Origin of the sequence: Joostella sp. CR20 (assembly GCF_038433465.1) — a bacterium.
In the GTDB taxonomy this organism is placed as follows: domain Bacteria; phylum Bacteroidota; class Bacteroidia; order Flavobacteriales; family Flavobacteriaceae; genus Galbibacter.
Window position 1 is genome coordinate 1 of sequence record NZ_JAESVF010000010.1, and the last position, 24301, is coordinate 24301.

Sequence of the window (24301 nt, forward strand, 5' to 3'; positions counted from 1 at the left end):
GTTGCAGCACAAGGGTTACGGGCCAATGACATCGTCTTTGGGGAATAGTGTAGCACAGCGTTGGAAATACAATGGCAAGGAGTATGATGAGAGTTTGGATATTAATACCTATGATTTTGGTGCTAGAAACTATGATCCAGCTTTAGGACGTTGGATGAATATAGACCCCTTGAGTGAGGAGTTTATGGAGTGGTCTCCTTATAATGCTATGATGGATAACCCGCTTAAGTTTGTGGATCCTGACGGGATGGCTCCTTTTGATTGGTTTAAAAACCAAGAGGGCAAAGTTGTTTGGTTTGATAATACATCAGAAAGCTTTACTTCGGAAAATGGAGATCAATGGGAAAACATAGGAGCGAATCTTGCAGAAGCAGAAGAAAGTTTAAATGTACCAAAAGACCAGAATTTCGAGTGGAATGACCTTGAAGCCGTAGTACTAGGTGGTTCGAAAGGCAATGGTAATGGAGCGTTGGCTCCAGTGGTATTAGAAAGTACAGCTCAAGTCAGTTTTGATTTGAATGTTGAAAATGCAGGCGAAAGCGGCTTAGAGCGTATTGACGGCCAAACTGAGATTACAGGTGTTAATGTTAATGTTACAATGTCTACTGGAGTAAGCCAGCCTATCGATATAACAGGTGTGGACGGAAGCTTTGGCTTAAAGGAATGGACGGCTTTAGGTAAAAGAAATGTTAGTGATAGTGGTTCTTTTCAAAGTGTTTCCACACTTAGCAACCTTCAAAGCCATTCTTCAGGTGCTGCTAGTTTGACAATTGGTTTAAATACGTTCAATAGGATATCAAGGAATCAATTTGGAGGTTCGTCTCTTTTTAATCTTGGAATAAGATCTACGGCTACATTTAGGTTGCCACAGAATGGAAGAAAAGGTTTCTTTAGTACATCAAATACAGTTACAATTAAAAAATGATGAAAGTTTATATTGGAATAATGGCTATTATGTTAGCCACATGTAAGTCAAACAGTAAAGGGCAAGAAGCAAAAACAAAGTCGCAAAGCTGTTCTGTGTTTAATGATAAATATATAGAGTATGTAATGGCGGAACAAAAGGATTCTGCACTTTACTACATAGACAAAGCAATAACATGTGATCCAGATGATGACTTTTTCAAGTTTGAGAAAGTAAAGCTTTTGTTGAAATATGGGAATTATGCTGCTGCTACTTCTAATGTTAAGGATATGATGTCTGACAACTCCCCAACATATGAAATGCTCTATGGTATCATTCTATTAAAACAGAATAACTCTAAAGCTGAAAAAGTACTTGAAAGTGCATATGACTCATTTGATAAATTGACAAAGGAGTATGAAGAAGAGAATTCAAGTCTACAATACTACAAGTTGGGTTTAGATAATTACTTTAATGGACAGAATTATACGCTTGAAGCTATTGAAAAATTTAAAGACAACTACAAAGATCAACACAACATTGCATTGGTCGATTACTTAAAAGATATAGTTGTCCAAGAAGCCAGGGAGGATGTGCTTTATAAGATGTTCAATATGAATTAAAGGGCAGGTTAGTGACTAGTCCTAATAAATCTGTATCGATTTTTTAGGGCTGGTCATATAAAACCCACCTATGGTGTGGCAATTATTAGTCTTGGTACGGATTAAGTACTTTTAAAAAAAGCGGCGAACTTTACTGTCACACGAGTCTCCTGCGCTACCAAATCCCAATCTTGATGCACGGTTTGTCTTGTGGTTTTGTCAAGCCAGCGACGACGCTTGATATGTATATAAACATGCTTACCACGCAATGGATAGTCTTGAACAACAAGCTTTTTATGAAAACCATGAGCTATCAAAATCCGATGTTTTTCTTCTTAGGAGCATCTTTCTTTTCTTCAAAGTACAAATGAAGCGTTCCTTTTTCCATTTCATGGGAAACTTTGTAAAGTGACTAACTAATAATTCAGGGAGTATAAAGCCTAATAAATCTAATGATAATTCCAATGAAAGTCTTTTTTTTGCAGAAATCGATTTATAATTCAATTTACACATAATTTTTTGACTTGATTCGTTAGAACAAGTGTAGTATGAATGGATTTGTGGTTTATAAAGAGGCAACTATTTTAAAAATACTCTAAAAGGTGACTAAAGATGTAAGAGTGAAATACTTATTCTATTCTGCTTTGTAATGCGAGGACGACGGATTGTTGGTATGGCCTTCTTCTGTATATTTTCGGTAGCTAAACCCTGGATGAATACAATACGAACCTACTTCTCCGGTTTTATTGATTGCTAAAAATCCAACCTGAAACGTATCGTGATTTTTGTTTTTTGCGATAATTCGGTTTACGGCTTCTTCACAAGCTTCTTGTGGAGATTTACCTTGTCGCATTAATTCCACAATTAAAAAGGAACCTACGGTTTTTACAACTTCCTCTCCAACACCTGTAGCCGTTGCGCCACCAATCTCGTTGTCTATAAAAAGTCCGGCGCCAACAATAGGGGAGTCGCCCACACGACCACCAACTTTGTATGCCATTCCGCTTGTGGTACAAGCACCGGCAATATCGCCATTTTTATCAATGGTAAGCATGCCAATGGTATCGTGATTTTCAATATTAATAATTGTTTCGTATTGCGATTTTTCTTTCCACTTTAGCCAATCTCTTTTAGAGCGTTCTGTTAATAGGTTTTCTTTCTGAAATCCTTTTTCATACGCAAATTGCTCGGCGCCTTTCCCTGCGAGCATTACATGTGGTGTTTCTTCCATAACCTTGCGAGCCACCGAAACAGGATGAACTATATTTTGTAAATACACCACCGAACCGCAATTTCCATCTTTGTCCATAATACAGGCATCTAGTGTGACATTTCCGTCTCTATCTGGGCGACCGCCTTTTCCAACAGTTTGGTTGCTTTCGTCGGCTTCTTCAATCATCACACCTTGTTCTACGGCATCCAAAGCCGAGCCTCCGCTATTTAGAACTTCCCATGCTTTGGCGGTAGCATTTTCAAAATTCCAAGTACAAACAGCTAACGGAATAACACTTTGTGTATTTTCTTCAGTAGTAATATGTTGTGGAGCTATTTTCCAAGAGGATAACAAAGGAGTTGCAACAATTCCTGTAGCGCCTAATCCTGTTTTTTTTAGAAAGTTTCTTCTTTGCATGGGGATATCTTGTTTATTTTTGAAGTTAGTTGCTTAATTATTTTGCTAAATATAAGGAATTATGATGATAGAAGTCTGTGCCAATTCTGTAGCATCTGCTTTAAATGCAGAAGCGGGTGGTGCTCATAGAATTGAATTTTGCGGAGAGCTTTCCGTAGGAGGAATTACGCCTTCCTACGGAATGTTGACGCGTGTAATGCAACAAGTATCGATTCCTGTGTTTGTCTTGATTCGTCCTCGAAGCGGAAATTTCACCTATTCTGATGAAGAGTTTGAAGTGATGAAACAAGATATTCTTTTTTGCAAACAGATAGGTTGTGCGGGCGTAGTTTCTGGAGTGCTTAAAAAAGATAATACCTTAGATGTTGAAAGGACTAAACAATTGATAGCGCTTGCAAAACCAATGGATTTTACCTTTCATCGCGCTTTTGATTGGGTGCCAAATCCTGAAGAAACACTTCAGCAATTATTAAAAATAGGGTGTAAGCGTATACTTTCTAGCGGACAGCAACCAAAGGCGATAGACGGACTTTCACTTCTTGAAAATCTTCAAAAAACATACGGAGATAAAATGTGTATAATGCCAGGAAGTGGGGTGAATATCAACAATATTGAGACTTTTAAGAAAGCTGGTTTTTCCGAAATTCATTTTTCTGGAAGTACTGAGGTTAAAACGATTACCGAAACCCCAAAAATATCGTTCAATAATAATGTTTCTGATGAAAGTTTTGTGACGGTGTCCGACAAAATCACTATTCAAAAAATGGTCGATAAAGTTAAATAAACCGTAAAAAGACCGTATTTGATTGTTAATGAAATACTTTTGTTAAAAATAGCGAAGAAAATTATATGTCACGTTTTTTTATTGTTTTAGGAATTATCTACCTCGTTGGGGCTTTTTATGGCTTTCAGGCTTTTCGAACACTTGTTAAAAACCCTTATTTACAAATACTTTACGGAATTGTTTTTCTAGCGGTTTTGGTAAATGTTTATTTGCAGTTTAATCATTTTGATAGAAGTCACGGAATGACTCACAAAATGGGCTACGCTGTTGGTTTGTTTTTGGCTTTTATGGCTTTGGGTTTTAGTGCTGGAATTTTTATGTTGATTGAAGATATTGTTCGTTTTTTTACCTGGGTTTTCGGTAAAATTGCTACTTCCAATACGGTTGCTTCGGAAGGGTTTCCGTCCCGAAGAAAGTTTATGAGTCAAGTAGCACTTGGCGTTGCCGCAGTTCCTTTTATTTCTCTTTTATACGGAATGTACAAAGGAAAGTACGATTACCAAGTGTTGAAGCATACGTTGGAGTTTGACGATTTGCCAGATGCTTTCGACGGTTATACCATCACACAAATTTCGGATGTACATAGCGGAAGTTTCGACAATAAAGAAAAAGTAAGCTACGCGGTCGACTTGATTAATCAACAAGCGTCGGATATTATTTTATTTACTGGAGATTTGGTTAACAATGTAGCCTCAGAAATGTATCCGTGGAAAGATACTTTTTCAAAACTTTCTGCCAAGGGAGGCGTGTATTCTGTACTGGGAAATCATGATTATGGCGACTATGCCGATTGGCCTTCCGAAGAAGCAAAAAAAGCAAACCTAGATGAACTTAAGCAAATTCAAAAAGACATGGGGTTTGACTTATTGCTTAATGAAAGTAGATTTCTTGAAAAAGACGGACAACGAATTGCGCTGATTGGAGTTGAAAACTGGGGTGAAGGTGGTTTTAAAAAAGCTGGAGACCTAGAGAAAGCTATCGAAAATGTAGATGCAAACGACTTTAAAGTGCTTATGAGTCACGACCCATCGCATTGGGAATATCAGGTGTTGAAGCATCCGTACCATTACCATTTAACGTTAAGCGGACATACGCACGGAATGCAGTTTGGGGTTGAAATTCCAGGTTGGTTAAAGTGGAGTCCGGTAAAATATCGTTATAAATATTGGGCTGGAGTTTATGAAAAAATGGGGCAGTACATCAATGTGAATAGAGGACTCGGATTTATTGGTTATCCTGGGCGTGTTGGAATTTGGCCAGAGGTAACTGTTATTGAATTGAAGAAAAAAGCTAAAGCTACGGTGTAGTAATCTTTTTTTGCTGAATTGTTTTTTTGATTTGAGAAGTGAAAGAGTCAACGAGTTAATAAGTTAAGGTTTACTAGATTGAAACTTTTTGCCTCCGTTACTTTGAACCTTTGCAACTTCAAACCAGAAACTTCAAACCAGAAACTTCAAACCAGAAATACACATAATGTGATTTCTCGTCATTCGTTCCTCATTCTGTCGAAATGACAAAACTAGAAAAGTGAAAGAGTAAATAAGTTAAGGTTAACTAGATTGAAACTTTGTCTCTTTGCTACTTTGAACCTTTGCGACTTTGTCAATACTGAACGAGGTACGAGGAGGAATCTCATAATCATACTTTACTCCATTGAAACAACCTTATTAATGTCTTTTAAAAAGAATACTGTTTAAGTTTGAATTATAATTTAAAGTCATCTTAGTGAGTGAAAAATCAGCTAAAAAGCCTTGTATAGAGCATTTTAACGCTTTTTTTATTACATTTGATTTATCAAGTTGAAAAAAAATTGAATATTTATGTCAAAGTTTGGAGAGTTAATTCATGGTAGCATCCCGGTATTATTAGACTTTTATACCGAGTGGAACGAGTCTTCCGTAGCCATGCATCCAGTATTGCGCGATGTTGCTGCCGCTTTAGGAGATAAAGCTCGCGTAATTAAAATTGATGTAGACAAAAATAACGAATTGGCAGAAGCTTTACGCGTAAAAGGCTTACCAACATTGATGATTTACAAGGCTGGAGAAATGGTTTGGCGCCAAAGTGGCGAGCAAGATGCCAATACACTTATCGGTTTACTTCAAGATTACGTTTAGTTGTTTTATTGCTGAAAAGCTGTAGCCTTGATTTTGTAAAGTACTTAAAACTGTAGGCAGTGTTTCTTTGAGTCTTGGGAATGCTTTTACGCTATCGTGAAAGATAACAATACTTCCAGGTTGTACATTGTTCAATACATTTGAAGTGCATTTTTCTGCTGAAATGTTTGTGTCAAAATCGCCACTAATTACATCCCACATTATAATTTTAAATCCTTTTTGCTGAATTGTTTTTGTTGCTTTAAAGCTAATTCTTCCGTAGGGAGGTCTAAAGAGTTTTTGAGTCGTATTGCAGTTGTGATTGCTCAATATATCTTCCGTTAATTTAATGTTTTCTATATACGCTTCGTGCGAATGCTTGGCGCAATTAAAATGGTTGTGCGTGTGGTTCCCGATTGAATGTCCTTCTGTTTTGACTTTTTCAAAAACTTCAGGGTGATTTACAATGTTTTTTCCAATACAAAAGAAGGTTGCCTTAGCCTGGTATTTTTTTAACTCAGCTAAAACAAACTCTGTAACCTCTGGAGTAGGACCGTCATCAAACGTTAAAAAAACTTCTTTTTTATCAGTTTTAATATCCCAAACTAAACTTTTGCGTGCTAGTTTTAAAAGTTTTGGAGCTTTTGCAATATAGGTTTTCATTGCTGATAATTTAGATGAAAATACAAAAGGTTGCTTTATAGTAAGAATTGAATTTTCAATACCTAAAGCAACCTTTGTTTTATAATGAATCTCACAAAAATTGAATGTGAGTTATTGGTTATCTTCCAATAAAACCGAATCGATTTCCATAGGAGTTTTTACATCTCCATCGTTAATTGGTGTTTCTGTTGGGGTTTGTGGTAACTCGTCTTCATAACCTCTATAAAAATGGCTAAAGCGCTCTAAATACTCATTGAAAGTTTGCGTTTCTGGTAAGCCAAAATCTTTATCGTCGTTGGCAACTACAATATCCAACAAGCTACGGTAACGTTCTACATCACTAACAATATCCGACGCATACATGTATTGGTCGTCTCTAGATAAATTGCTGTAGTAGTTTAAGCTTTCTTGGTATTTTTTGGCAACTTGCAAGTATAAATCTCTTGCTTTTTGCTTTTCTCCAACTTTGTAGTAACCTTCAACATACGGCTCTAAAAACACATAATACCCAAAATATCCAAAAGGCATTTTCTCCATAGCAAGGTCTAGTACATCTTTTGCTTTTTCAATTTTATCTGTTTGGATAAGTTTTTCGGTAAGTCGTGCTAAGTTTCCTCGGTACGAAATACTGTTTTTACGAGTTTCTGGGTCGTGGTATATTTTGGTAGATTCCGAATTACCCCAATCCCAATTCATTACAATATTGTACATTAAATCTTCATCGATGCGTCCCATTTCGTATGGGTTGTTTCTGTCGATTGGTGTGCGAATCGGAACGAGTTTGTAAACCAATCCGTCGAGTTGCAAGTAATCTTTCATCCATAAATATTCCGCAGCATCAAAACTTCCGCCAGTAAAATAAATAGGACGTTCCCAATTGTTGTTTGCTAGCAAATCGAGCATGAGCAATCTGTTTTTAGGAAGTGCACTTTTTGGTAAATCGATGTCGATATATTCTGCAATTTTTGCTGAATCTTTTTCTTTTACCAAACCAGTTTTTAAAACCATTTCTTTGTTAACTGGCACTCTAATTTTGTTGGTTGGGTAGAAAGGAAGGTTGAGGTAACTTTCTGGATACTGACTCGTATCGCCGCCGCGTTTTTTAATAAGATTCCTAATGGTGTTGTCGTCGTTGGCAACCCAATCCATGAATTTTTTTATATCCCAACGTTCGTCGGTTAATTGCTGGTAGTACACCGCATCGCGAACCCCAAAAGCATATTTGTCGTGTGTAAGTTGCGACGGAATTGGTGAACTTTCATAAGCAGCACGCTTCATCTGGTCGATGTACCAATCGGTGGCAAATAAACTAGTGTTAATAGTTCGAACATCGGTACGATAACCTTCAATTTCTTGTGCGTACCAAAGTGAGAAGGTGTCGTTGTCTCCAATGGTAAAGAGCATCGCATCAGTATCTTCTTCAATAGAGTCGAGATACGATTTTGCCATTGATTGCGCCGTGTAACGATCTGACCTGTCGTGATCGTCCCAGTTTTGATAAGCCATCACGGTTGGAACAGCCAAAAAGCAAGCCACGGTAACCAAAGGCGCTAATGTTTTTGGAGTGATGTATTTTTTAAATTCGTCGAACAAAGCGTATACTCCCATCCCTATCCACATCGAGAATACAAAGAAAGAACCTACCAAGGCGTAATCTCTTTCGCGAGGTTCGAACGGTCGTTCGTTTAGGTAAATTTTTAATGCAAGTCCCATAAAAAGGAAAAGTATAAAAAGCACCCAAAATTGCTGTTTGCTAGATTTTAAAATGAATAAAAACCCTATCAGTCCTAAAATAAGTGGTAGGAAAAAATAGGTATTTCTAGCTTTGTTGTTTAATACATCCGACGGAAGATTGTCTTGAGAACCCAATCGCCATTCGTCAATAAATTTAATTCCGCTTAGCCAATTTCCGTGGTTGTCTAATCGTCCTTGAATATCGTCTTGTCGCCCCGTGAAATTCCACATAAAATAACGCCAGTACATATAACCCATTTGAAATTCAAATAAGTAATGCATATTCTGCCAGAAGCTTGGCTTTTCGATGTCTAAATACTCATTAAATTGCTTGATAAAGTTTAAATATTCATCTGCATCAATAACACCATTTTCAAGGTCGCGCTTAAACTGACTCACAGCATCGGTCAATTGTTTTTCACTTCTAAACTGTGGTTTTACCGTAACGTTTAATGGGCCTGTAATTTTCATGTAATTGGCAGCGTGTTCGCTACTCCACATTCTTGGTAAAAAACCTTCGTGAGCACTGTTTGGTGCTACTCTTGCATTTTTGTATTTGTTTACAATTACATATTTATTTTTCTTGTAATCGCGCTCGTATTTTGGTTTGTCGTCTTTGTACGGATTGTCTGGGTCTTGCCCTGCAAAAGCATCCGAATACATAGGGCCGTAAAATAAATGCGTTTCTGGGTATTGCTCTAAGTTGTAATATGCAAGTAGCTGACGAGCATCCGTAGGGCTGTTTTCGTTAATTACGGTTCCTGCGTTTGCTCGGATAGGAACCATCATCCAAGTAGAGAATCCTATCAGTATAAATAAAACACTTAAAACGATAGTGTTTAAAAGTGGTTTGTTGTTTTTTCTTGTGTAATGTAATCCGTAGTAAAAAAGAGCGATAATAATTATTCCAGCGATAATTGTTCCTGAATTAAATGGAAGTCCGATGCTGTTTACAAAGAAAACTTCTAGGTATCCAAACACCTTCATTACGTTTGGAAGTAATAATTTAAATAGGAATAATAAGATTGCTATTGAAATAACATTGGCAATGATAAACGATTTTACAGTGTAGTTTTTATAATTCTTGAAGTAATAAATCATTCCAAGCGATGGAATTGTAAGCAACGCCATAAAGTGTACTCCAAAAGAAAGTCCAACTACCAAAGAAATCAAAATAAGCCAACGGTTACCTCTAGGGTTGTTCATGTCGTCTGCCCATTTTAACCCTAACCAAACCATAAGAGAAGTCATGAGCATCGCCATGGCGTATACTTCGGCTTCTACAGCATTAAACCAAAAACTATCTGAAAAAGTAAAGGCTAATGCTCCAACAGCACCACTTCCAATAATGGCAATAGTTTTTGCGTTGGTAAGTTCTCCCGATTGCAATGCGAGTTTTTTGGTGATATTGGTGATAGACCAAAACATAAATAAAATAGCAAAAGCACTCGAAAATACCGACATATGGTTAACAGTTACCGCAATAGCTTCGGCATTGGGTGCAAACATGGCGAAGAAGGCTCCCATCATTTGGAAAAATGGTGCTCCTGGAGGGTGACCTACTTGTAGTTTTGCAGAAGTAGCGATGTATTCTCCAGCATCCCAGAAACTTGAAGTGGGTTCAACCGTTAAATGATAGGTGATTAATGCGATTAAAAATACAATCCATCCAAAGATTGTGTCCCATTTTTTAAATTGATTAGCAGACATGTAACTGTTTTTCATATATAGCAGGCGAATTTAATAAATATTAAGCTAAAGTTCCTCACTTTTGATAAATGTTAACAAGGCAGTTTTTTAGCAGAAAAAAATATTTTTAAAAAATGTTTGCGCATATCAAACTTTGTATTAAATTTGCACCTGCTTTTACGGATGAGAGTTCAACTAAAGCAGGTTTAATGGCCTATGGTGTAATTGGCAACACAGCTGGTTTTGGTCCAGTCGTTCTAGGTTCGAGTCCTAGTAGGCCAACAAAAAAATCCCGATTTTATAATCGGGATTTTTTGTTTTTAGGCATTTCTTAAAATTTATAATCTTTGTTATAGTTATACAGATAAAAAAAACCTCACGTTTGATTCGTGAGGTTTTTTTATTGAAGTTTGAAAAACTTACTTAGCTTTTTCTTGACTTTTTTTATTCTTTACATAAGTGTCTAGCCATTGGTCTTGCTCCCACAGTACATGTAAAATACTTTCTTTGGCTCTGTATCCGTGACTTTCCTTCGGAAGCATTACCAAGCGAACTGTAGCTCCTAAGCCTTTAAGTGCATTGAAATAACGCTCACTTTGCATTGGGTAGGTTCCTGAGTTGTTATCGGCTTCCCCATGAATAAGTAATAGTGGGTGGTCCATTTTGTCGGCATGCATAAATGGCGACATGGTATTGTAAATGTCTGGTGCTTGCCAATAGTTACGTTCTTCACTTTGGAAACCAAAAGGAGTTAGGGTACGGTTGTAAGCGCCACTTCGTGCAATTCCAGCCGCAAATAAATCGGAGTGCGATAAAAGATTTGCAACCATAAAAGCGCCGTAACTATGTCCGCCAACTGCAACTCTATTTCGGTCTATGTAACCAAGGTTGTCGACTGCATCGATAGCGGCTTTGGCATTTGCAACCAATTGCTTTCTAAAAGTGTCGTTTGGCTCTTCGTCTTTTTCTCCAACAATTGGGAAGGCTGCATCGTCTAAAACAACATATCCTTTTGAAGCCCATAACACTGGCGAAGAATACGAAATGTATGTAAACTCGTTAGGATTTTGTGTGTTTTGCGAAGCGCTACTTTTGTCTTTGTATTCTCTCGGGTATGCCCACAAAATCATTGGTAGTTTTTCCTTTTTCTGCATGTCGTAACCTACAGGCAAGTACAAAGTTCCAGAAAGCTCCAATCCGTCGTCTCTTTTGTAAGTGATAACTTCTTTATGGATGTCTTTTAAACTTTCAAAAGGATTTTCAAAATAAGTAAGCTGTTGAGGTTGCTCCTTGGTTTCGATGTTTCTGTAGTAATAATTAGGATATTCATTAGGCGATTCTATACGTGTAATCATTACATTTTTCTCTGGAAGGAACTCAACCAATGTTTCTTTCTTTCCAGGAATGTCAGATTTGTAAAGAGTATCTTTTTCTAATGACTTAAGATTCATTTTGGTTAAAAACGGATGCTGTCCCTTTTCAGAAAATCCATCCCCGATTAAAAATACATTTTCTTCTGAATCGATAAATAAAGTGTTTTGTTTGTATTTATTCTTGGTAGCAACAAAATTTCCAGGGTCGCTGTAGGCGTCTTGGTAGTTTCTGTCCGAAATAATTACAGGTTCTTTTGAAGGTTTATTCGGATTAAAAATATAAGTTTTTGCATTTCTGTTATTCCACCAATAATCGTAGGCAATAGCTATTTGGTCGTTCCCCCAAGTAATTCCAGAGAAACGATTTTTAGTTTTTAAAATGCTTTTTCCTTTTCCTTTAAATGGAGCTTCAAGTGTAAAAACTTCATCTCTGTAGGCTACCTTGTTTTCAGGGTCTCCTTCGTCTAAAGCTTCAACATAAACAAGCGTTGATGGCTTGTCTCTTCTCCAAGAAAAATCTCTTTTTCCTTTTTGTTCAGCCATAAAACCAATTGGAAGTTCTTCTAAAAGCGGATTTTTATGTACTTCGTCTACCAATGCGCCATCTTTTTTGTAGATGGTTGTGGTGGTAGGAAATCTGTAGTAAGGCACGATGTACGAAAATGGTTTTTCGGTAGTACTTACCATTACGTACTCGCCGTCTGGAGAAAAACTAATACTACGGTACATAGCGCTGTCTTTCCATTTGGTTTTACTTCCGTCTAGAGAAACTTTGTAAAGTTCAGAAATTGCTAGTTGCTCAAAATTGTGCTCGTCGTTTGGATTGCTCAACAAATCCTGATACGTTCTGTTTTGTGCTTTTTCTCCGTTATTAGTCGAAATTGTTGGTCCTGTTGGGATGCTGTTACTTTGGTCAATCAATGCTTTTCGAGTTGGAGGAAGCATTTTTACTAAAAGCGAGTTGCTGTCGCTAAACCAATTGATAACATCTCCAAGATTTGCATTTACAGTTGCATCGGTTAGTTTTTTAGCTGTTTTCTTTTCGAGGTCAATTACCCAAAGTTCTACACCTTCTTGCGTTGTGTTGGTGAAGGCAATTTTTGTTTCGTCGGGCGACCAAGAGTAATTAGCTAAACGTAAATTTGTTGGTAGATTGGCAATTTCCGATTCTTTTTTTTCTGACGGATGTTTTACCGTGATGTTGTTGTAGTATGTTGTACGGCTACCAATATTTGTTTTTGGGTTGATGCGGAGTCCGCCAAGACGTAATTCCGTTTCTGAAAGTTCTTCGATGGTTTTGTATCTGTTTCGATAAAATAAAACCATGTAGTTTCCGTTGTCGCTTATTCTTACCGAAGGTGCTAATTGCACATCGGCTAGCTCTAGAATTTCGTCTGGTGGAACTTGATAATTTAGTTTTTCTTGACTAAAAGCAAGGCTTGTCAAGAAGCAAAGAGAATAAAATAGTTTCTTCATTATACTTTACAGTTTGGGTTATGTTGGCTAAGTTACCATTTAAAAGGAGAAAATCCTACTCCCCATTCAATCCAATCTGCTCTAAATCCGCTTCTTGTTTTTAATCCTACCTGTGCGTGCATCCAATCGTTAATGTGGTATTGTAATGCAGGTCTTAAATAATAATTTTTCTTGCCACGATCATCGGTTAAGTATGTTCCTGCTTGTAGTCTAATTGCGAGTTTCCAAAATAAAAAGTCGTAACCAAGATGCGCTCCTACCAAATTGTATTTCCCTGGATCATCGGGGTAACTTTCGTGTAAGCTTCCGTCTCTAAAATAATCGATACCCGCTGTAACTGCGTGCATATTGCTCCATTGGTATTTGTAATCTAGCACGGCAGAAAAAGGGTAGTAGCGCTCTTTATCGGCACCTTCTGTTTCTGGGTAGTTTTGAACCGTGGCAATAGCAACATAAGTAGTAATGGAATGTTTGTTGAGTACCGTGTTTTTGTTTCGAGGACTTCTTTTAAATCGTGCTTGTATAAGATTTGGTGAGTACGGATCTTTGTCGATCAAACGTTGGTCGGCGTTGTAATGGTAGCGCAATGCAACGTTAAGACCTAGCATGTTGAGTCCGTGGTTTGGCACAAAAGTACGTCCGTTGCTAAAGTGGGTAAATGAAATTCCGTAGCCAAGATCCAGTTCGCGTGTTAGTTGGTATGAAAACCCGAAGTTTAAATTAAAATACACATCTACGGGCGATCCGATGGCGTCGTTTAGCGGGTTGTTCTCTTCGTCGTATGGGTTGAGGTTGTATGTGAGTCCGAGTGCGGGAGTGATTTCGAAAGTATTTCTTCGGTAAGGTTTACTCGTTTTAAAAGTGATAAAACCGTAAAGTGCATTTGGGTTTCCAAATATTTCTGGATCTCCCAAAAAGCCAGAATACACTCCAAATCCATAAATAGGATATCCGTATTGACTTACCCAACTGTCGGGATTGGTGCTTTGCCATCCAAAACGCGCTTCGATAGCGCCAAAACCCGACTGTACAAAATCGGTTAAGGTTTCGCCTGTGTACAAGTGCATTCCTGCGTGGCCTTTAATTTCAACAGTTCTAAAACGCCCAAAATTTTCAATGTTTTTCACACTGTCGTATGCAATGGGGTGTCTACGTTGTGCAGTTGCTAAGTTAATTCCGAAGAAAATAAAGCATAAAATGGTAAGCTTTAAAAGTAGTTTCATAGTGGTTTCTTTTGAAAAAAAAATACTGGTTTTGGGGAGGAGTATAAAGATAGTGTTAATGGTAAAAGTGTCAAATTATTTTCTATAAATATGATTTTTTTATGGAGGAATAAATTCATTTTAAGAAAGATATACCATATAAAGATGTTGTTATGTGTTTTTAGGTTTAAAAAAAATTGTATATTTGCACCGTTGAAAGTGAATAATCTATTTCAGAGGGGACAAAAAGTCCCCTCTTTTTATACAAATATTAGATGTTGAAGGAAAGAGTAAAAGCACTTTTAAATGAAGTTTTTGAGGAACATCAATCGCTTTTTTTGATTGATTTCTCTATGACTCCAGATAACAAAATCAAGGTTATAATTGATGGCGATAATGGAGTTACTTTGAAAGATTGCATTGCGGTAAGCAGGCATGTAGAACATAACCTTGACAGAGACGAGTACGATTTCGCTCTAGAAGTTACTTCTCCGGGAGCTACAGAGCCTGTAATTAACAACAGGCAATATACAAAAAACATAGGTAGAAAATTTCAGGTAAAAACTGCTGAAGATAAATTAGAAGGAGAACTTACCGCTGTTACAGAAACTGGTATTCAATTGAGTTGGAAGGCACGAGAGCCAAAACCCGTTGGAAAAGGAAAAGTAACGGTTAAGTATGAAAAGGAAATCCCTTTTGAGGATATAGTGGAAGCTAAAGTGATGATAACATTTTAATTAAGAAATTGACATGGAGAATCTTGCATTGATCGAATCTTTTTCGGAGTTTAAAGACGATAAACTCATAGATCGTGTAACGTTAATGGCCATTTTAGAAGATGTATTTAGAAATGCGCTAAAGAAAAAATTTGGATCTGATGATAATTTTGATATCATTATAAACCCTGATAAAGGAGATTTAGAGATTTGGAGAAACCGAGTTGTGGTTGCTGATGATGAAGTGGAAGATGATAACCAAGAAATTTCTTTAACAGAAGCTCGCAAAATCGAACCAGATTTTGAAGTAGGGGAAGATGTATCGGAAGAAGTGAAGTTAATCGATCTTGGAAGACGTTCTATTTTGGCGTTAAGACAAAACTTAATTTCTAAAATTCACGAGCACGATAACACTACTATCTACAAGCAATTTAAAGATCTTATCGGAGATATTTATACAGCAGAAGTTCATCATATTCGTCATAAAGCAGTGATTTTGCTTGACGATGAAGGGAACGAAATTGTACTTCCGAAAGACAAACAAATACCTTCAGATTTCTTCAGAAAAGGAGAAAATGTAAGAGGGATTATTGAAGGCGTAGAGTTGAAAGGAAACAAGCCGATGATTATTATGTCTAGAACGGCACCAGAATTCCTTGAAAAATTATTCGAGCAAGAAATTCCTGAAGTTTTCGACGGATTAATTACTGTTAAAAAAGTAGTTAGAATTCCTGGAGAGAAAGCAAAAGTAGCGGTAGATTCATACGATGATCGTATCGATCCTGTAGGTGCTTGTGTTGGAATGAAGGGTTCTAGAATACATGGAATTGTGCGTGAGTTGGGGAACGAAAATATCGATGTGATTAATTTCACCAACAATCCGCAGTTATTTATTAGCCGTGCATTGAGTCCAGCTAAAGTAAGTTTAGTAACTTTGAACGATGAAACCATGCATGCCGAGGTGCTTTTAAAACCAGAAGAAGTTTCTAAAGCAATTGGTAAAGGTGGATTTAACATCCGTTTAGCAGGGCAATTAACAGGTTATGAAATCGACGTAATTCGCGAAGGTGTTGAAGACGAGGACGTAGAGTTAACAGAGTTTTCAGATGAAATCGAAGAGTGGATTATCGACGAGTTCAGAAAAATTGGTCTTGACACTGCAAAAAGTGTATTAGATCAAGATGTTGCAGATTTAGTAAGAAGAACCGATTTAGAAGAAGAAACAATTTTAGATGTTGTTAGGGTTCTAAAAGAAGAGTTCGAAGATTAAATTTGACCACCCTTTCAGTAGAAAGGAATTTTTAAAAGCATATTATCAAATGTTTCTGTAAAAAGAAATATTTAACACGCTCAAACTGAGTAAATAAATTTTTAGGATAACAAATATTGTATGGCTGAAAGCGCAAAATTGAGGCTAAATAAAGTTTTAAGAGAATTAAACATTTCATTAGATCGAGCGGTAGAATTTCTATCGGCGAAGGGTTATGAAGTGGAGGCACGTCCTACTGCAAAAATAACCAATGAAGTATATAATGTTCTCTTGGGTGAATTTCAAACAGATAGAAGTAAGAAAGTAGCTTCTAAAGAGGTTGGAGAAGAAAAGCGTAAAGAGAAAGAAGCGATTAGGCAGGAGTTGGAAAAAGAGAACGAGCTAAAACGCCAAAAGCAAGAAGAGCAAGAGGTTGTAAAAGCTAAAGCAACGTTAACAGGTCCAAAAACTGTTGGGAAAATAGATCTTGATGGAAAGAAAGATCAACCAGCTTCAGCAGAAAAAGAAGCAACTCCAGCTGAAAAAGTAGATGCGCCAAAGCCAGCTCCGCAACAAGTGGAGGCTCCTAAAAAAGAAGAAGTAAAACCACAGGGAGAAACTAAAAATACACCAGCTCCAAAACCGGTACAAAAACCAGTTGAAAAGCCTGTAGAAGCTAAGACTCCTCAAAATACTTCTAAACCAAAAGAGGTGGAAAAACCAAAGCAAGAAGCGAAACCTGTTGTGAAAGAGCCAGTAGCTCCAAAGGTTACAAAGAAAGTAATTGTTGACGGAGAAGAAGTAGATGCGGAACAAGTAAAAACGCAATACACAAAACTATCGGGTCCTAATTTTACAGGAGAGAAAATCGATCTTTCTCAGTTTAATAAGCCTAAAAAGAAAAAAGAAACTGCCAAGTCTACTGATAAAAAAGGTGATAATAAAACCGCAGACGATAAGAAAAAACGTCGTCGTAGAATCAGTAAAGACGGTAACAATAACAACAGAGGTCCAAGACCAAATACTGGAGGTAATAATAACGGCGGACGTTTCTCTAAAGATAAAAATCAAAGAGGAAAAGGACGTAGAAATGCTCCAGTAGAAAAAGTTGAGCCTACAGAGGAAGAAGTACAAAAACAAGTACGAGAAACTCTTGAAAAACTTCAAGGGAAATCAAACAAATCGAAAGGTGCTAAGTACCGTCGTGAGAAAAGAGATTTCCACAGACAAAAATCTGAAAAAGAACAAGCACAACAAGAAGCGGAAAGCAAAGTACTTAAAGTTACAGAGTTTGTCACTGTAAGTGAAGTTGCTACCTTAATGGATGTGCCAGTTACTCAAATTATATCAGCATGTATGTCGCTTGGTATGATGGTAACAATGAATCAACGTTTGGATGCAGAAACACTAACAATTATTGCTGACGAATTTGGATACGAAGTAGAATTTATTACTACTGATATCGAAGAAGCAGTAGAAGAAGTTGTAGATGCTCCTGAAGATTTAAAACCTCGTGCACCAATTGTAACTGTAATGGGGCACGTTGACCACGGTAAAACATCTTTACTGGATTACATCCGTGAAGAAAATGTAATTGCTGGTGAGAGTGGAGGAATTACACAGCATATCGGTGCGTATGGAGTTACCTTGCAAGACGGACAAAAAATTGCTTTCCTTGATACACCTGGTCACGAAGCCTTTACAGCGATGCGTGCTCGTGGTGCTCAAGTAACCGATTTAGCAATTATTGTGGTTGCTGCCGATGATGATGTAATGCCACAAACAAAAGAGGCTATTAGCCATGCGCAAGCTGCAGGAGTGCCAATTGTTTTTGCAATTAACAAGGTGGATAAGCCTACGGCAAACCCTGATAAAATTAAAGAGAGTTTAGCGCAAATGAATCTTCTTGTTGAAGACTGGGGTGGAAAAATTCAATCGCAAGATATTTCTGCTAAAACAGGACAAGGAGTTCAGGAATTATTAGAGAAAGTATTGCTCGAGGCTGAAATTTTAGAGCTAAAAGCAAACCCAAATAAAATTGCCAATGGTACTGTTGTTGAAGCATTCCTAGATAAAGGTCGTGGTTATGTTTCTACAGTATTGGTACAAGCTGGTACTTTAAAAATTGGAGACTACGTACTTGCAGGAACGCATAGCGGTAAAGTAAAAGCAATGCAAGATGAGCGTGGTAACGATATTAAAGAAGCGGGTCCATCTACACCAATTTCAATTTTAGGATTGGACGGTGCGCCACAGGCGGGAGATAAATTTAATGTTTACGAAGACGAGCGTGAGGCAAAACAAATTGCAACCAAGCGTACACAATTACAACGTGAGCAATCGGTTAGAACGCAACGTCATATTACTTTAGATGAAATTGGAAGACGTATTGCGTTAGGAGACTTTAAAGAACTTAACATTATCCTTAAAGGAGATGTGGATGGTTCGGTAGAGGCGTTAACAGATTCGTTCCAGAAATTATCTACGGAAGAAATTCACATCAATATTATCCACAAAGCAGTTGGACCAATTACAGAGTCTGATGTGCTTTTAGCAACTGCTTCAGATGCAATTATCATAGGATTTAACGTAAGACCTATGGGGAATGCTAGAATGGTAGCTGATAAGGAAGAAATCGATATCCGTACGTATTCTATCATCTACGATGCAATCAACGATCTTAAAGATGCGATGGAAGGAATGTTGTCTCCAGAGCTTAAAGAAGAAATTACAGGTACTGCTGAAATTAGAGAAACCTTCAAAATTTCTAAGATTGGAACTATTGCAGGATGTATGGTAACAGATGGTAAGGTTTACAGAAATTCTGGAATTAGATTGATACGTGATGGTGTAGTAGTTTACACTGGAGAATTAGCTTCGTTGAAACGATTTAAAGACGACGTAAAAGAAGTGTCTAAAGGATACGATTGTGGTCTTCAAATTAAGAACTATAACGACATTCAAATTGGTGATGTTGTAGAAAGTTTCAGAGAAGTTGAGGTGAAGAAAAAGCTGAAATAAATTTTTCAATATAGATATAAAAAAAGCGACTCATTTGAGTCGCTTTTTTTTATGCTTGTATTTTTTATGGCTGAAGTAAAAAAGCACTTGGATATTCTTTTTTAACTTCAATTAAATATCTGTCGGCTTCTAAACGAGTTCTAAATTTCCCTACTCTTACTTTGTAGTTTGGAGTTTCAAAAGCAATGTCAGAATCAATCCCGCTAAACTCTTTATTAAAGGTTTCTTTCGCTTTTTGAGCACCTTCTAATGTTCCGTTATAAATTTGAATTCGAAAGCGTTTCTCGTCATCCGTTTTATTAATTTTAGCTTTATAGGCAACCAGTTTTTCAACTCTTTCATCTTGCGAAATATTTACTTTTCCGTCTGTCTGTGAAGTTTTAACATTTGTTTGTCCGTAGGTTATTCCGCTAAAAATAAGGGCGAAAACTGAAATAATAAGCTGTTTTTTATATTCTAATATTCTCATAATGAATGCTGTTTTGTGCAAATGTAATTTTATTATTTTATTCAACTTTAATTTTTTTTATTTAGAATCTATATAAATTAAGCATTAACGCTTCTCTAACATTTCGCAAATCGAGTCTAAGTCGTATTTTTGTGCTCGGTTAAAAAAACGGTTGATAACTTTTTTATTGTATAAACCGTGCCAATTTATGATAGAAAACACGTATTCTAATATGAAAAAGGTGATACACCCTAATTCAATTTCACGAATTTTAGGTATCGGATTAGCGATTATGCTAGCGTTTACAAGCTCTCTTTTTGCTCAGGAAGGAGCGGATCCTGCTGCTGGGAAATCTTTATTTAACACTTATTGTGCTGCTTGTCACCATCTGGATAGAAAGATGACGGGTCCTGCATTGAGAGGTGTGGGAGATAAGCATGAAGCAGAATGGTTGCATGCATGGGTTAAAAATAGCCAGGCACTTATTAAGTCTGGAGATGAAGCTGCAGTTAAGCTTTGGGATGAGTATCAACCAAACGTAATGACGGCTTTCCCTCAGTTAAGTGAGGCAGATATCGATAATATTATTGCATATACAATGCAGCCTAAGGAGGAAAAGCCTGCTGCTGTTGCTGGCGCTACTGCTGGAACAGATGCTGGAGCTAATTCTGGAGGCGTTGGAAATGAAATTATTTTAGGAGCACTTATATTAGTTTTCGGGGTGCTTGTAGTGATGTTGTTCTTGGTGAATAAAACGCTAAGAAGAATTGCTGAAGCTAACGGTGTTGAGTTTGCTGCTCCAGAAAAAAGACTTCCGTTATGGAAAGCTTTTGTTAAGAATCAATTTTTAGTATTGGTTTCTGTTATCTTCTTGTTGTTGTCTTCTGCTTACTTCGCGTATGGATATTTTATGCAAGTAGGAGTTGATCAAGGGTATCAGCCAATTCAGCCAATACATTTTTCACATAGAATACACGCTGGAGATAACGGTATCGATTGTAAGTACTGTCACTCTTCTGCTAGAACTTCAAAAACATCAGGGATTCCTTCTTTGAATGTTTGTATGAACTGTCATAAAAGTATTCCAGAGGTTGCTGAGTCTACAGCGACTGCAGAACATTCAAAAGAATTTTACGATAAAGAAATTGCAAAATTATACGATGCAGTTGGTTGGGATGTTAACGAGCAAAGTTATACTGGTGAAACAAAACCTGTAAAATGGGTTCGTATTCATAACTTACCAGATTTCGCATATTTTAATCACTCACAACACGTAACGGTTGGTCGAATTGCATGTCAAGAGTGTCACGGTCCAATTCAAGAAATGGAAATTGTACACCAAGAAGCTCCATTAACAATGGGATGGTGTATTAACTGTCACCGTAAAACAAATGTTAAGATGGAAGGTAACGAGTATTACGCAAAAATACACGAAGAGCTTTCTAAGAAATACGGTGTAGATGAATTGACAGCGGCACAATTAGGTGGAACCGAGTGTGCAAAATGTCACTATTAATAAAGAGATTTCTATAAAAAGAAATTCAAAAACAACAAAATCTAAGATAAGCCTGTTTTAGGCAGGTTGATTTAAAATAGTTATATATAACATGGCATCAAACAAAAAATACTGGTCAAGTGTTGAGGAGCTAAATCCAAATAGCTCTATCGCTGAGACGCTTAAACAGAATGAGTTTGTTGAGGAAATTCCAAATGACGAATTTTTAGGAGATAAAGATTCTTTGGGTTCTTCGTCTACATCTAGACGTGATTTCCTTAAATATGTAGGGTTTTCTACAGCTGCTGCTTCTTTAGCTGCTTGTGAGGGTCCTGTAGTAAAATCTATTCCTTATGTAGTGCAGCCAGAGGATATCGTTCCTGGGGTGGCAAACTATTATGCAACTACAATTGCAGATGGATATGATTTTGCAAGTATTTTAATTAAAACTCGTGAAGGGCGACCAATTAAAGTAGAAAGTAATTCCGACGCAAAAGTAAATGGTGGAGCAAATGCTAGAGTGCATGCGTCTGTTTTAGGATTGTATGATAGTTTACGCGTACAAGGTCCTAAATCTAAAGGAGCTTATGTTTCTTGGGAGGATCTTGATGCAAATGTGGTAAGCGGACTTGCATCTGCACAAGCTACTGGAAAGCAAATTGTGTTGTTAACGCAAACTTTTGCTAGTCCTTCTGTAAATAAATTAATTGCTGAATTTTCTGAAAAATACGGAAACGTTAAACATATTCAGTATGATGCCATTTCTGAAGATGCTGCTCTAAATGCCTTTGAGGCTTCTTATGGAGTAAGAGCTTTAGCAGATTACGATTTTTCAAAAGCAAGTGTAATTGTTTCTTTCGGTGCAGATTTCTTAGGAGATTGGCAAGGTGGAGGATTTGATTCTGATTATGCAAAAGGACGTATTCCTTCTTACGGAAAAATGTCTAGACATATTCAGTTTGAGTCGAACATGAGTTTGACTGGAGCGAATGCAGATAAAAGAGTTCCTTTAACACCATCACAACAAAAAATAGCTTTAGCTAAATTTTACGGGTATTTAAACGGTAAATCTGTTGGAGGTGAATTGCCTGCTAACATTGATGAGGCTGTTAAAAATGCTGCGGCTCAAGTTGCAAGAGCAGGTAAGAGTGCTGTGGTTGTTACAGGGATTAACGATATAGATGCGCAAAAAGTTGTTTTAGCTATTAATAAAGCAATTGGAAGCGTTGTTATGAATGCTGAAACACCAAGATTAACGCGTCAAGGTAATACTAAACAAGTAGCTACTTTGGTTGAAGATATGAAATCTGGTAAAGTAGGTGCTTTAATTATGAGTGGAGTGAATCCGCTTTACACATTGCCAAATGCAGCCGATTTTGAAGCTGGATTAGCAAATGTAGATCTTTCTGTTGCTTTCTCTTTGAAAGAAGATGAAACGTCTACAAAAACTACATACATTGCAGCAACGCCTCATTACTTAGAGTCTTGGGGAGATGTTGAAATGAAAAAAGGGCATTACAGTTTAATGCAGCCAACTATCCGTCCGTTGTTTAATACAAGACAATTTCAAGAGTCTTTATTAAAATGGATAGGTAATGATGTTAGTTATCACGATTACATCAAGCAAACATGGCAAGCAAATATCCTTGGAGGAACTTCTTGGAACGCTGCTTTACATGATGGTGTATTTGTTTCAGCTGGTAATGCAGTTGTTGCTTCCGAAGAAAATGTAGAAGCAGAAGCTACTACAGTTGTTGGTGCAGAAGCTGCTGTTGCTTCAGTGTCGTCTTCAGTAAATAAATTAGCTGGAGCTACTGCAAACGGAATGGAGCTTACTTTGTATGCTAAAACAAGTATGGGTGACGGTACGCAAGCAAACAATCCTTGGTTGCAAGAAATGCCAGATCCTATTACAAGAAATACTTGGGATAACTACTTAACTATTTCTTTAGCTGATGCGGAAGCTTTAGGATTAGAAAACAATATTGTATCTAATGGAGCGCTAGATGGTGACTATGTAAAAGTTACTGTTGGAGGTGTTTCTATTGATAAAGTGCCAGTTTTAATTCAGCCAGGTCAAGCAAAAGGAACCGTAGGTTTGTCTTTTGGATATGGTAAAAAACTAGGTGTAAAAGAAGAAATGAAGACTGGAGTAAATGCATATCCGCTTTACTTAGGTTTTAACAATACACAAGAAGTTAAAATTGAAAAAGTTTCTGGTACGCATCAGTTTGCGTCTGTGCAGATGAAGAGTACTATGGATGGTAGAGGAGATATTTTAAGAGAAACTTCTCTTGAAATCTTCAATACAAAAAGTGCTCACGATTGGAATCCGCAACCAGAGGTTTCAGTAAATCACGTAGAAGTTGCTGCGGATGAAGCTGATATTTGGGCGGAGTTTGATTCTAGTATCGGGCATCATTTTAACTTGTCAATCGACTTAAATGCATGTACTGGGTGTGGAGCCTGTGTAATTGCATGTCATGCTGAAAACAACGTTCCTGTAGTAGGTAAGAGCGAGGTAAGAAAATACAGAGATATGCACTGGTTGCGTATCGATAGATATTATTCTTCTGAAGAAAGCTTTGAAGGGGATAATGAAGTAGTTGAAGCTGCTCCAAACTCTATCAGTACTTACCACCAGTTGGAGCACCCATCTGAGAATCCTCAGGTAGCTTTCCAACCAGTAATGTGTCAGCACTGTAACCACGCTCCATGTGAAACTGTTTGTCCAGTTGCGGCAACTTCTCATGGTAAGCAAGGTCAAAACCAAATGATTTATAACCGTTGTGTAGGTACACGTTACTGTGCTAACAACTGTCCGTATAAAGTACGTCGTTTCAACTGGTTCTTATATAGCCAGAACGATGAGTTTGATTTCTATATGAATGATGACTTAGGTAGAATGGTGTTAAACCCAGATGTTACGGTTAGATCTCGTGGAGTTATGGAGAAATGTTCTATGTGTATCCAAATGACACAGAAAACAATTCTTGATGCGAAAAGAGAAGGTAGACCAATTAAAGACGGTGAGTTTAAAACTGCTTGTTCTGCGGCTTGTACTAGTGGAGCAATGAAGTTTGGTGATGTTAATGATAAAGAAAGTGAAATTGTAAAGCTTAAAGAAGATAAGCGTATGTATCACTTACTTGGATTTAAAGGAACTAGACCGAATGTATTCTACCACACAAAAGTTAGAAATACAGAAGAAGTATAAAA

Annotated in this window: 17 protein-coding genes and 1 tRNA gene; 11 read left to right on the forward strand and 7 right to left on the reverse strand. The window is 37.2% G+C overall.

Translation table 11 applies throughout. The annotated features are described in order from the left end of the window. Together JMA43_RS11905 and JMA43_RS11910 are read left to right on the forward strand one after the other, a co-directional pair. On the forward strand, nucleotides 1-925 hold a 925-nt coding region (locus tag JMA43_RS11905; RefSeq protein ID WP_342156848.1), incomplete at its 5' end, for an RHS repeat domain-containing protein. Further along, on the forward strand, nucleotides 922-1527 hold the full coding sequence (locus JMA43_RS11910; RefSeq protein WP_342156849.1) for a hypothetical protein: 606 nt from the start codon (nucleotides 922-924) through the stop codon (nucleotides 1525-1527). The genes JMA43_RS11905 and JMA43_RS11910, both read left to right, overlap by 4 nt. Nucleotides 1528-1628: 101 nt before the next feature. Here JMA43_RS11910 and JMA43_RS14055 read toward each other — a convergent pair whose 3' ends face one another. Together JMA43_RS14055 and JMA43_RS11915 are read right to left on the reverse strand one after the other, a co-directional pair. Beyond that, a complete protein-coding gene (locus JMA43_RS14055) occupies nucleotides 1629-1823 on the reverse strand; it encodes an ISAon1 family transposase N-terminal region protein (RefSeq protein WP_446719407.1) in 195 nt (64 codons plus the stop codon). A 317-nt stretch (nucleotides 1824-2140) separates the two neighbouring features. Further along, nucleotides 2141-3136: an isoaspartyl peptidase/L-asparaginase family protein gene (locus tag JMA43_RS11915; RefSeq protein WP_342156850.1), complete on the reverse strand. Its 996-nt coding sequence runs from the start codon at nucleotides 3134-3136 to the stop codon at nucleotides 2141-2143. Nucleotides 3137-3197: 61 nt separating this feature from the next. Here JMA43_RS11915 and JMA43_RS11920 point away from each other — a divergent pair, with 61 nt between their 5' ends. The 3 genes from JMA43_RS11920 (at nucleotide 3198) to JMA43_RS11930 (ending at nucleotide 6037) form a co-directional block, all read left to right on the forward strand. Beyond that, on the forward strand, nucleotides 3198-3920 hold the full coding sequence (locus JMA43_RS11920; protein ID WP_342156851.1) for a copper homeostasis protein CutC: 723 nt from the start codon (nucleotides 3198-3200) through the stop codon (nucleotides 3918-3920). Nucleotides 3921-3985: 65 nt separating this feature from the next. Next, nucleotides 3986-5227, forward strand: a complete 1242-nt coding sequence (locus tag JMA43_RS11925; RefSeq protein WP_342156852.1) for a metallophosphoesterase — start codon at nucleotides 3986-3988, stop codon at nucleotides 5225-5227. Between the two features lie 513 nt (nucleotides 5228-5740). Next, nucleotides 5741-6037 (forward strand): thioredoxin family protein, encoded by a 297-nt coding sequence (locus JMA43_RS11930; RefSeq protein WP_342156853.1) that lies wholly within the window; start codon nucleotides 5741-5743, stop codon nucleotides 6035-6037. Here the strand turns inward: JMA43_RS11930 and JMA43_RS11935 are convergent. Both JMA43_RS11935 and JMA43_RS11940 read right to left on the reverse strand, forming a co-directional pair. Then, nucleotides 6017-6679 carry a polysaccharide deacetylase family protein gene (locus JMA43_RS11935; protein ID WP_342156854.1) on the reverse strand — a complete coding sequence of 221 codons (663 nt, stop codon included), beginning with the start codon at nucleotides 6677-6679 and terminating at the stop codon, nucleotides 6017-6019. The two genes, JMA43_RS11930 and JMA43_RS11935, sit on opposite strands and share 21 nt — an antisense overlap. 111 nt (nucleotides 6680-6790) lie before the next feature. Further along, nucleotides 6791-10123, reverse strand: a complete 3333-nt coding sequence (locus tag JMA43_RS11940; RefSeq protein WP_342156914.1) for a glycosyltransferase family 117 protein — start codon at nucleotides 10121-10123, stop codon at nucleotides 6791-6793. A gap of 189 nt (nucleotides 10124-10312) precedes the next feature. On the opposite strand from JMA43_RS11940, the gene JMA43_RS11945 reads away from it, so the two are divergent. After that, a tRNA-Gln gene (locus tag JMA43_RS11945) sits at nucleotides 10313-10384 on the forward strand. Between the two features lie 137 nt (nucleotides 10385-10521). Here the strand turns inward: JMA43_RS11945 and JMA43_RS11950 are convergent. Both JMA43_RS11950 and JMA43_RS11955 read right to left on the reverse strand, forming a co-directional pair. Then, the gene (locus JMA43_RS11950) at nucleotides 10522-12951 is read right to left on the reverse strand and encodes an alpha/beta hydrolase family protein (protein ID WP_342156855.1); all 2430 of its coding nucleotides are present in this window, start codon (nucleotides 12949-12951) and stop codon (nucleotides 10522-10524) included. 32 nt (nucleotides 12952-12983) lie between these two features. Then, nucleotides 12984-14174, reverse strand: a complete 1191-nt coding sequence (locus tag JMA43_RS11955) for an acyloxyacyl hydrolase (protein ID WP_342156856.1) — start codon at nucleotides 14172-14174, stop codon at nucleotides 12984-12986. A 254-nt stretch (nucleotides 14175-14428) separates the two neighbouring features. Here JMA43_RS11955 and rimP point away from each other — a divergent pair, with 254 nt between their 5' ends. The 3 genes from rimP (at nucleotide 14429) to infB (ending at nucleotide 19139) form a co-directional block, all read left to right on the forward strand. Continuing rightward, on the forward strand, nucleotides 14429-14890 hold the full coding sequence (gene rimP, locus JMA43_RS11960; RefSeq protein WP_342156857.1) for a ribosome assembly cofactor RimP: 462 nt from the start codon (nucleotides 14429-14431) through the stop codon (nucleotides 14888-14890). Between the two features lie 13 nt (nucleotides 14891-14903). Continuing rightward, a complete protein-coding gene (nusA, locus tag JMA43_RS11965) occupies nucleotides 14904-16139 on the forward strand; it encodes a transcription termination factor NusA (protein ID WP_342156858.1) in 1236 nt (411 codons plus the stop codon). 120 nt (nucleotides 16140-16259) lie between these two features. Continuing rightward, a complete protein-coding gene (gene infB, locus JMA43_RS11970; protein WP_342156859.1) occupies nucleotides 16260-19139 on the forward strand; it encodes a translation initiation factor IF-2 in 2880 nt (959 codons plus the stop codon). Nucleotides 19140-19203: 64 nt separating this feature from the next. On the opposite strand, the gene JMA43_RS11975 is transcribed toward infB, so the two are convergent. Next, nucleotides 19204-19608, reverse strand: a complete 405-nt coding sequence (locus JMA43_RS11975; RefSeq protein WP_342156861.1) for an SPOR domain-containing protein — start codon at nucleotides 19606-19608, stop codon at nucleotides 19204-19206. A 211-nt stretch (nucleotides 19609-19819) separates the two neighbouring features. Between JMA43_RS11975 and JMA43_RS11980 the strand changes: the two genes are divergently transcribed. Together JMA43_RS11980 and JMA43_RS11985 are read left to right on the forward strand one after the other, a co-directional pair. Next, nucleotides 19820-21103, forward strand: coding sequence for a cytochrome c3 family protein (locus JMA43_RS11980; RefSeq protein ID WP_342156916.1), 1284 nt, complete (start codon nucleotides 19820-19822; stop codon nucleotides 21101-21103). Nucleotides 21104-21194: 91 nt separating this feature from the next. Then, nucleotides 21195-24299 carry a TAT-variant-translocated molybdopterin oxidoreductase gene (locus JMA43_RS11985; protein WP_342156863.1) on the forward strand — a complete coding sequence of 1035 codons (3105 nt, stop codon included), beginning with the start codon at nucleotides 21195-21197 and terminating at the stop codon, nucleotides 24297-24299. Nucleotides 24300-24301: the final 2 nt, after the last annotated feature.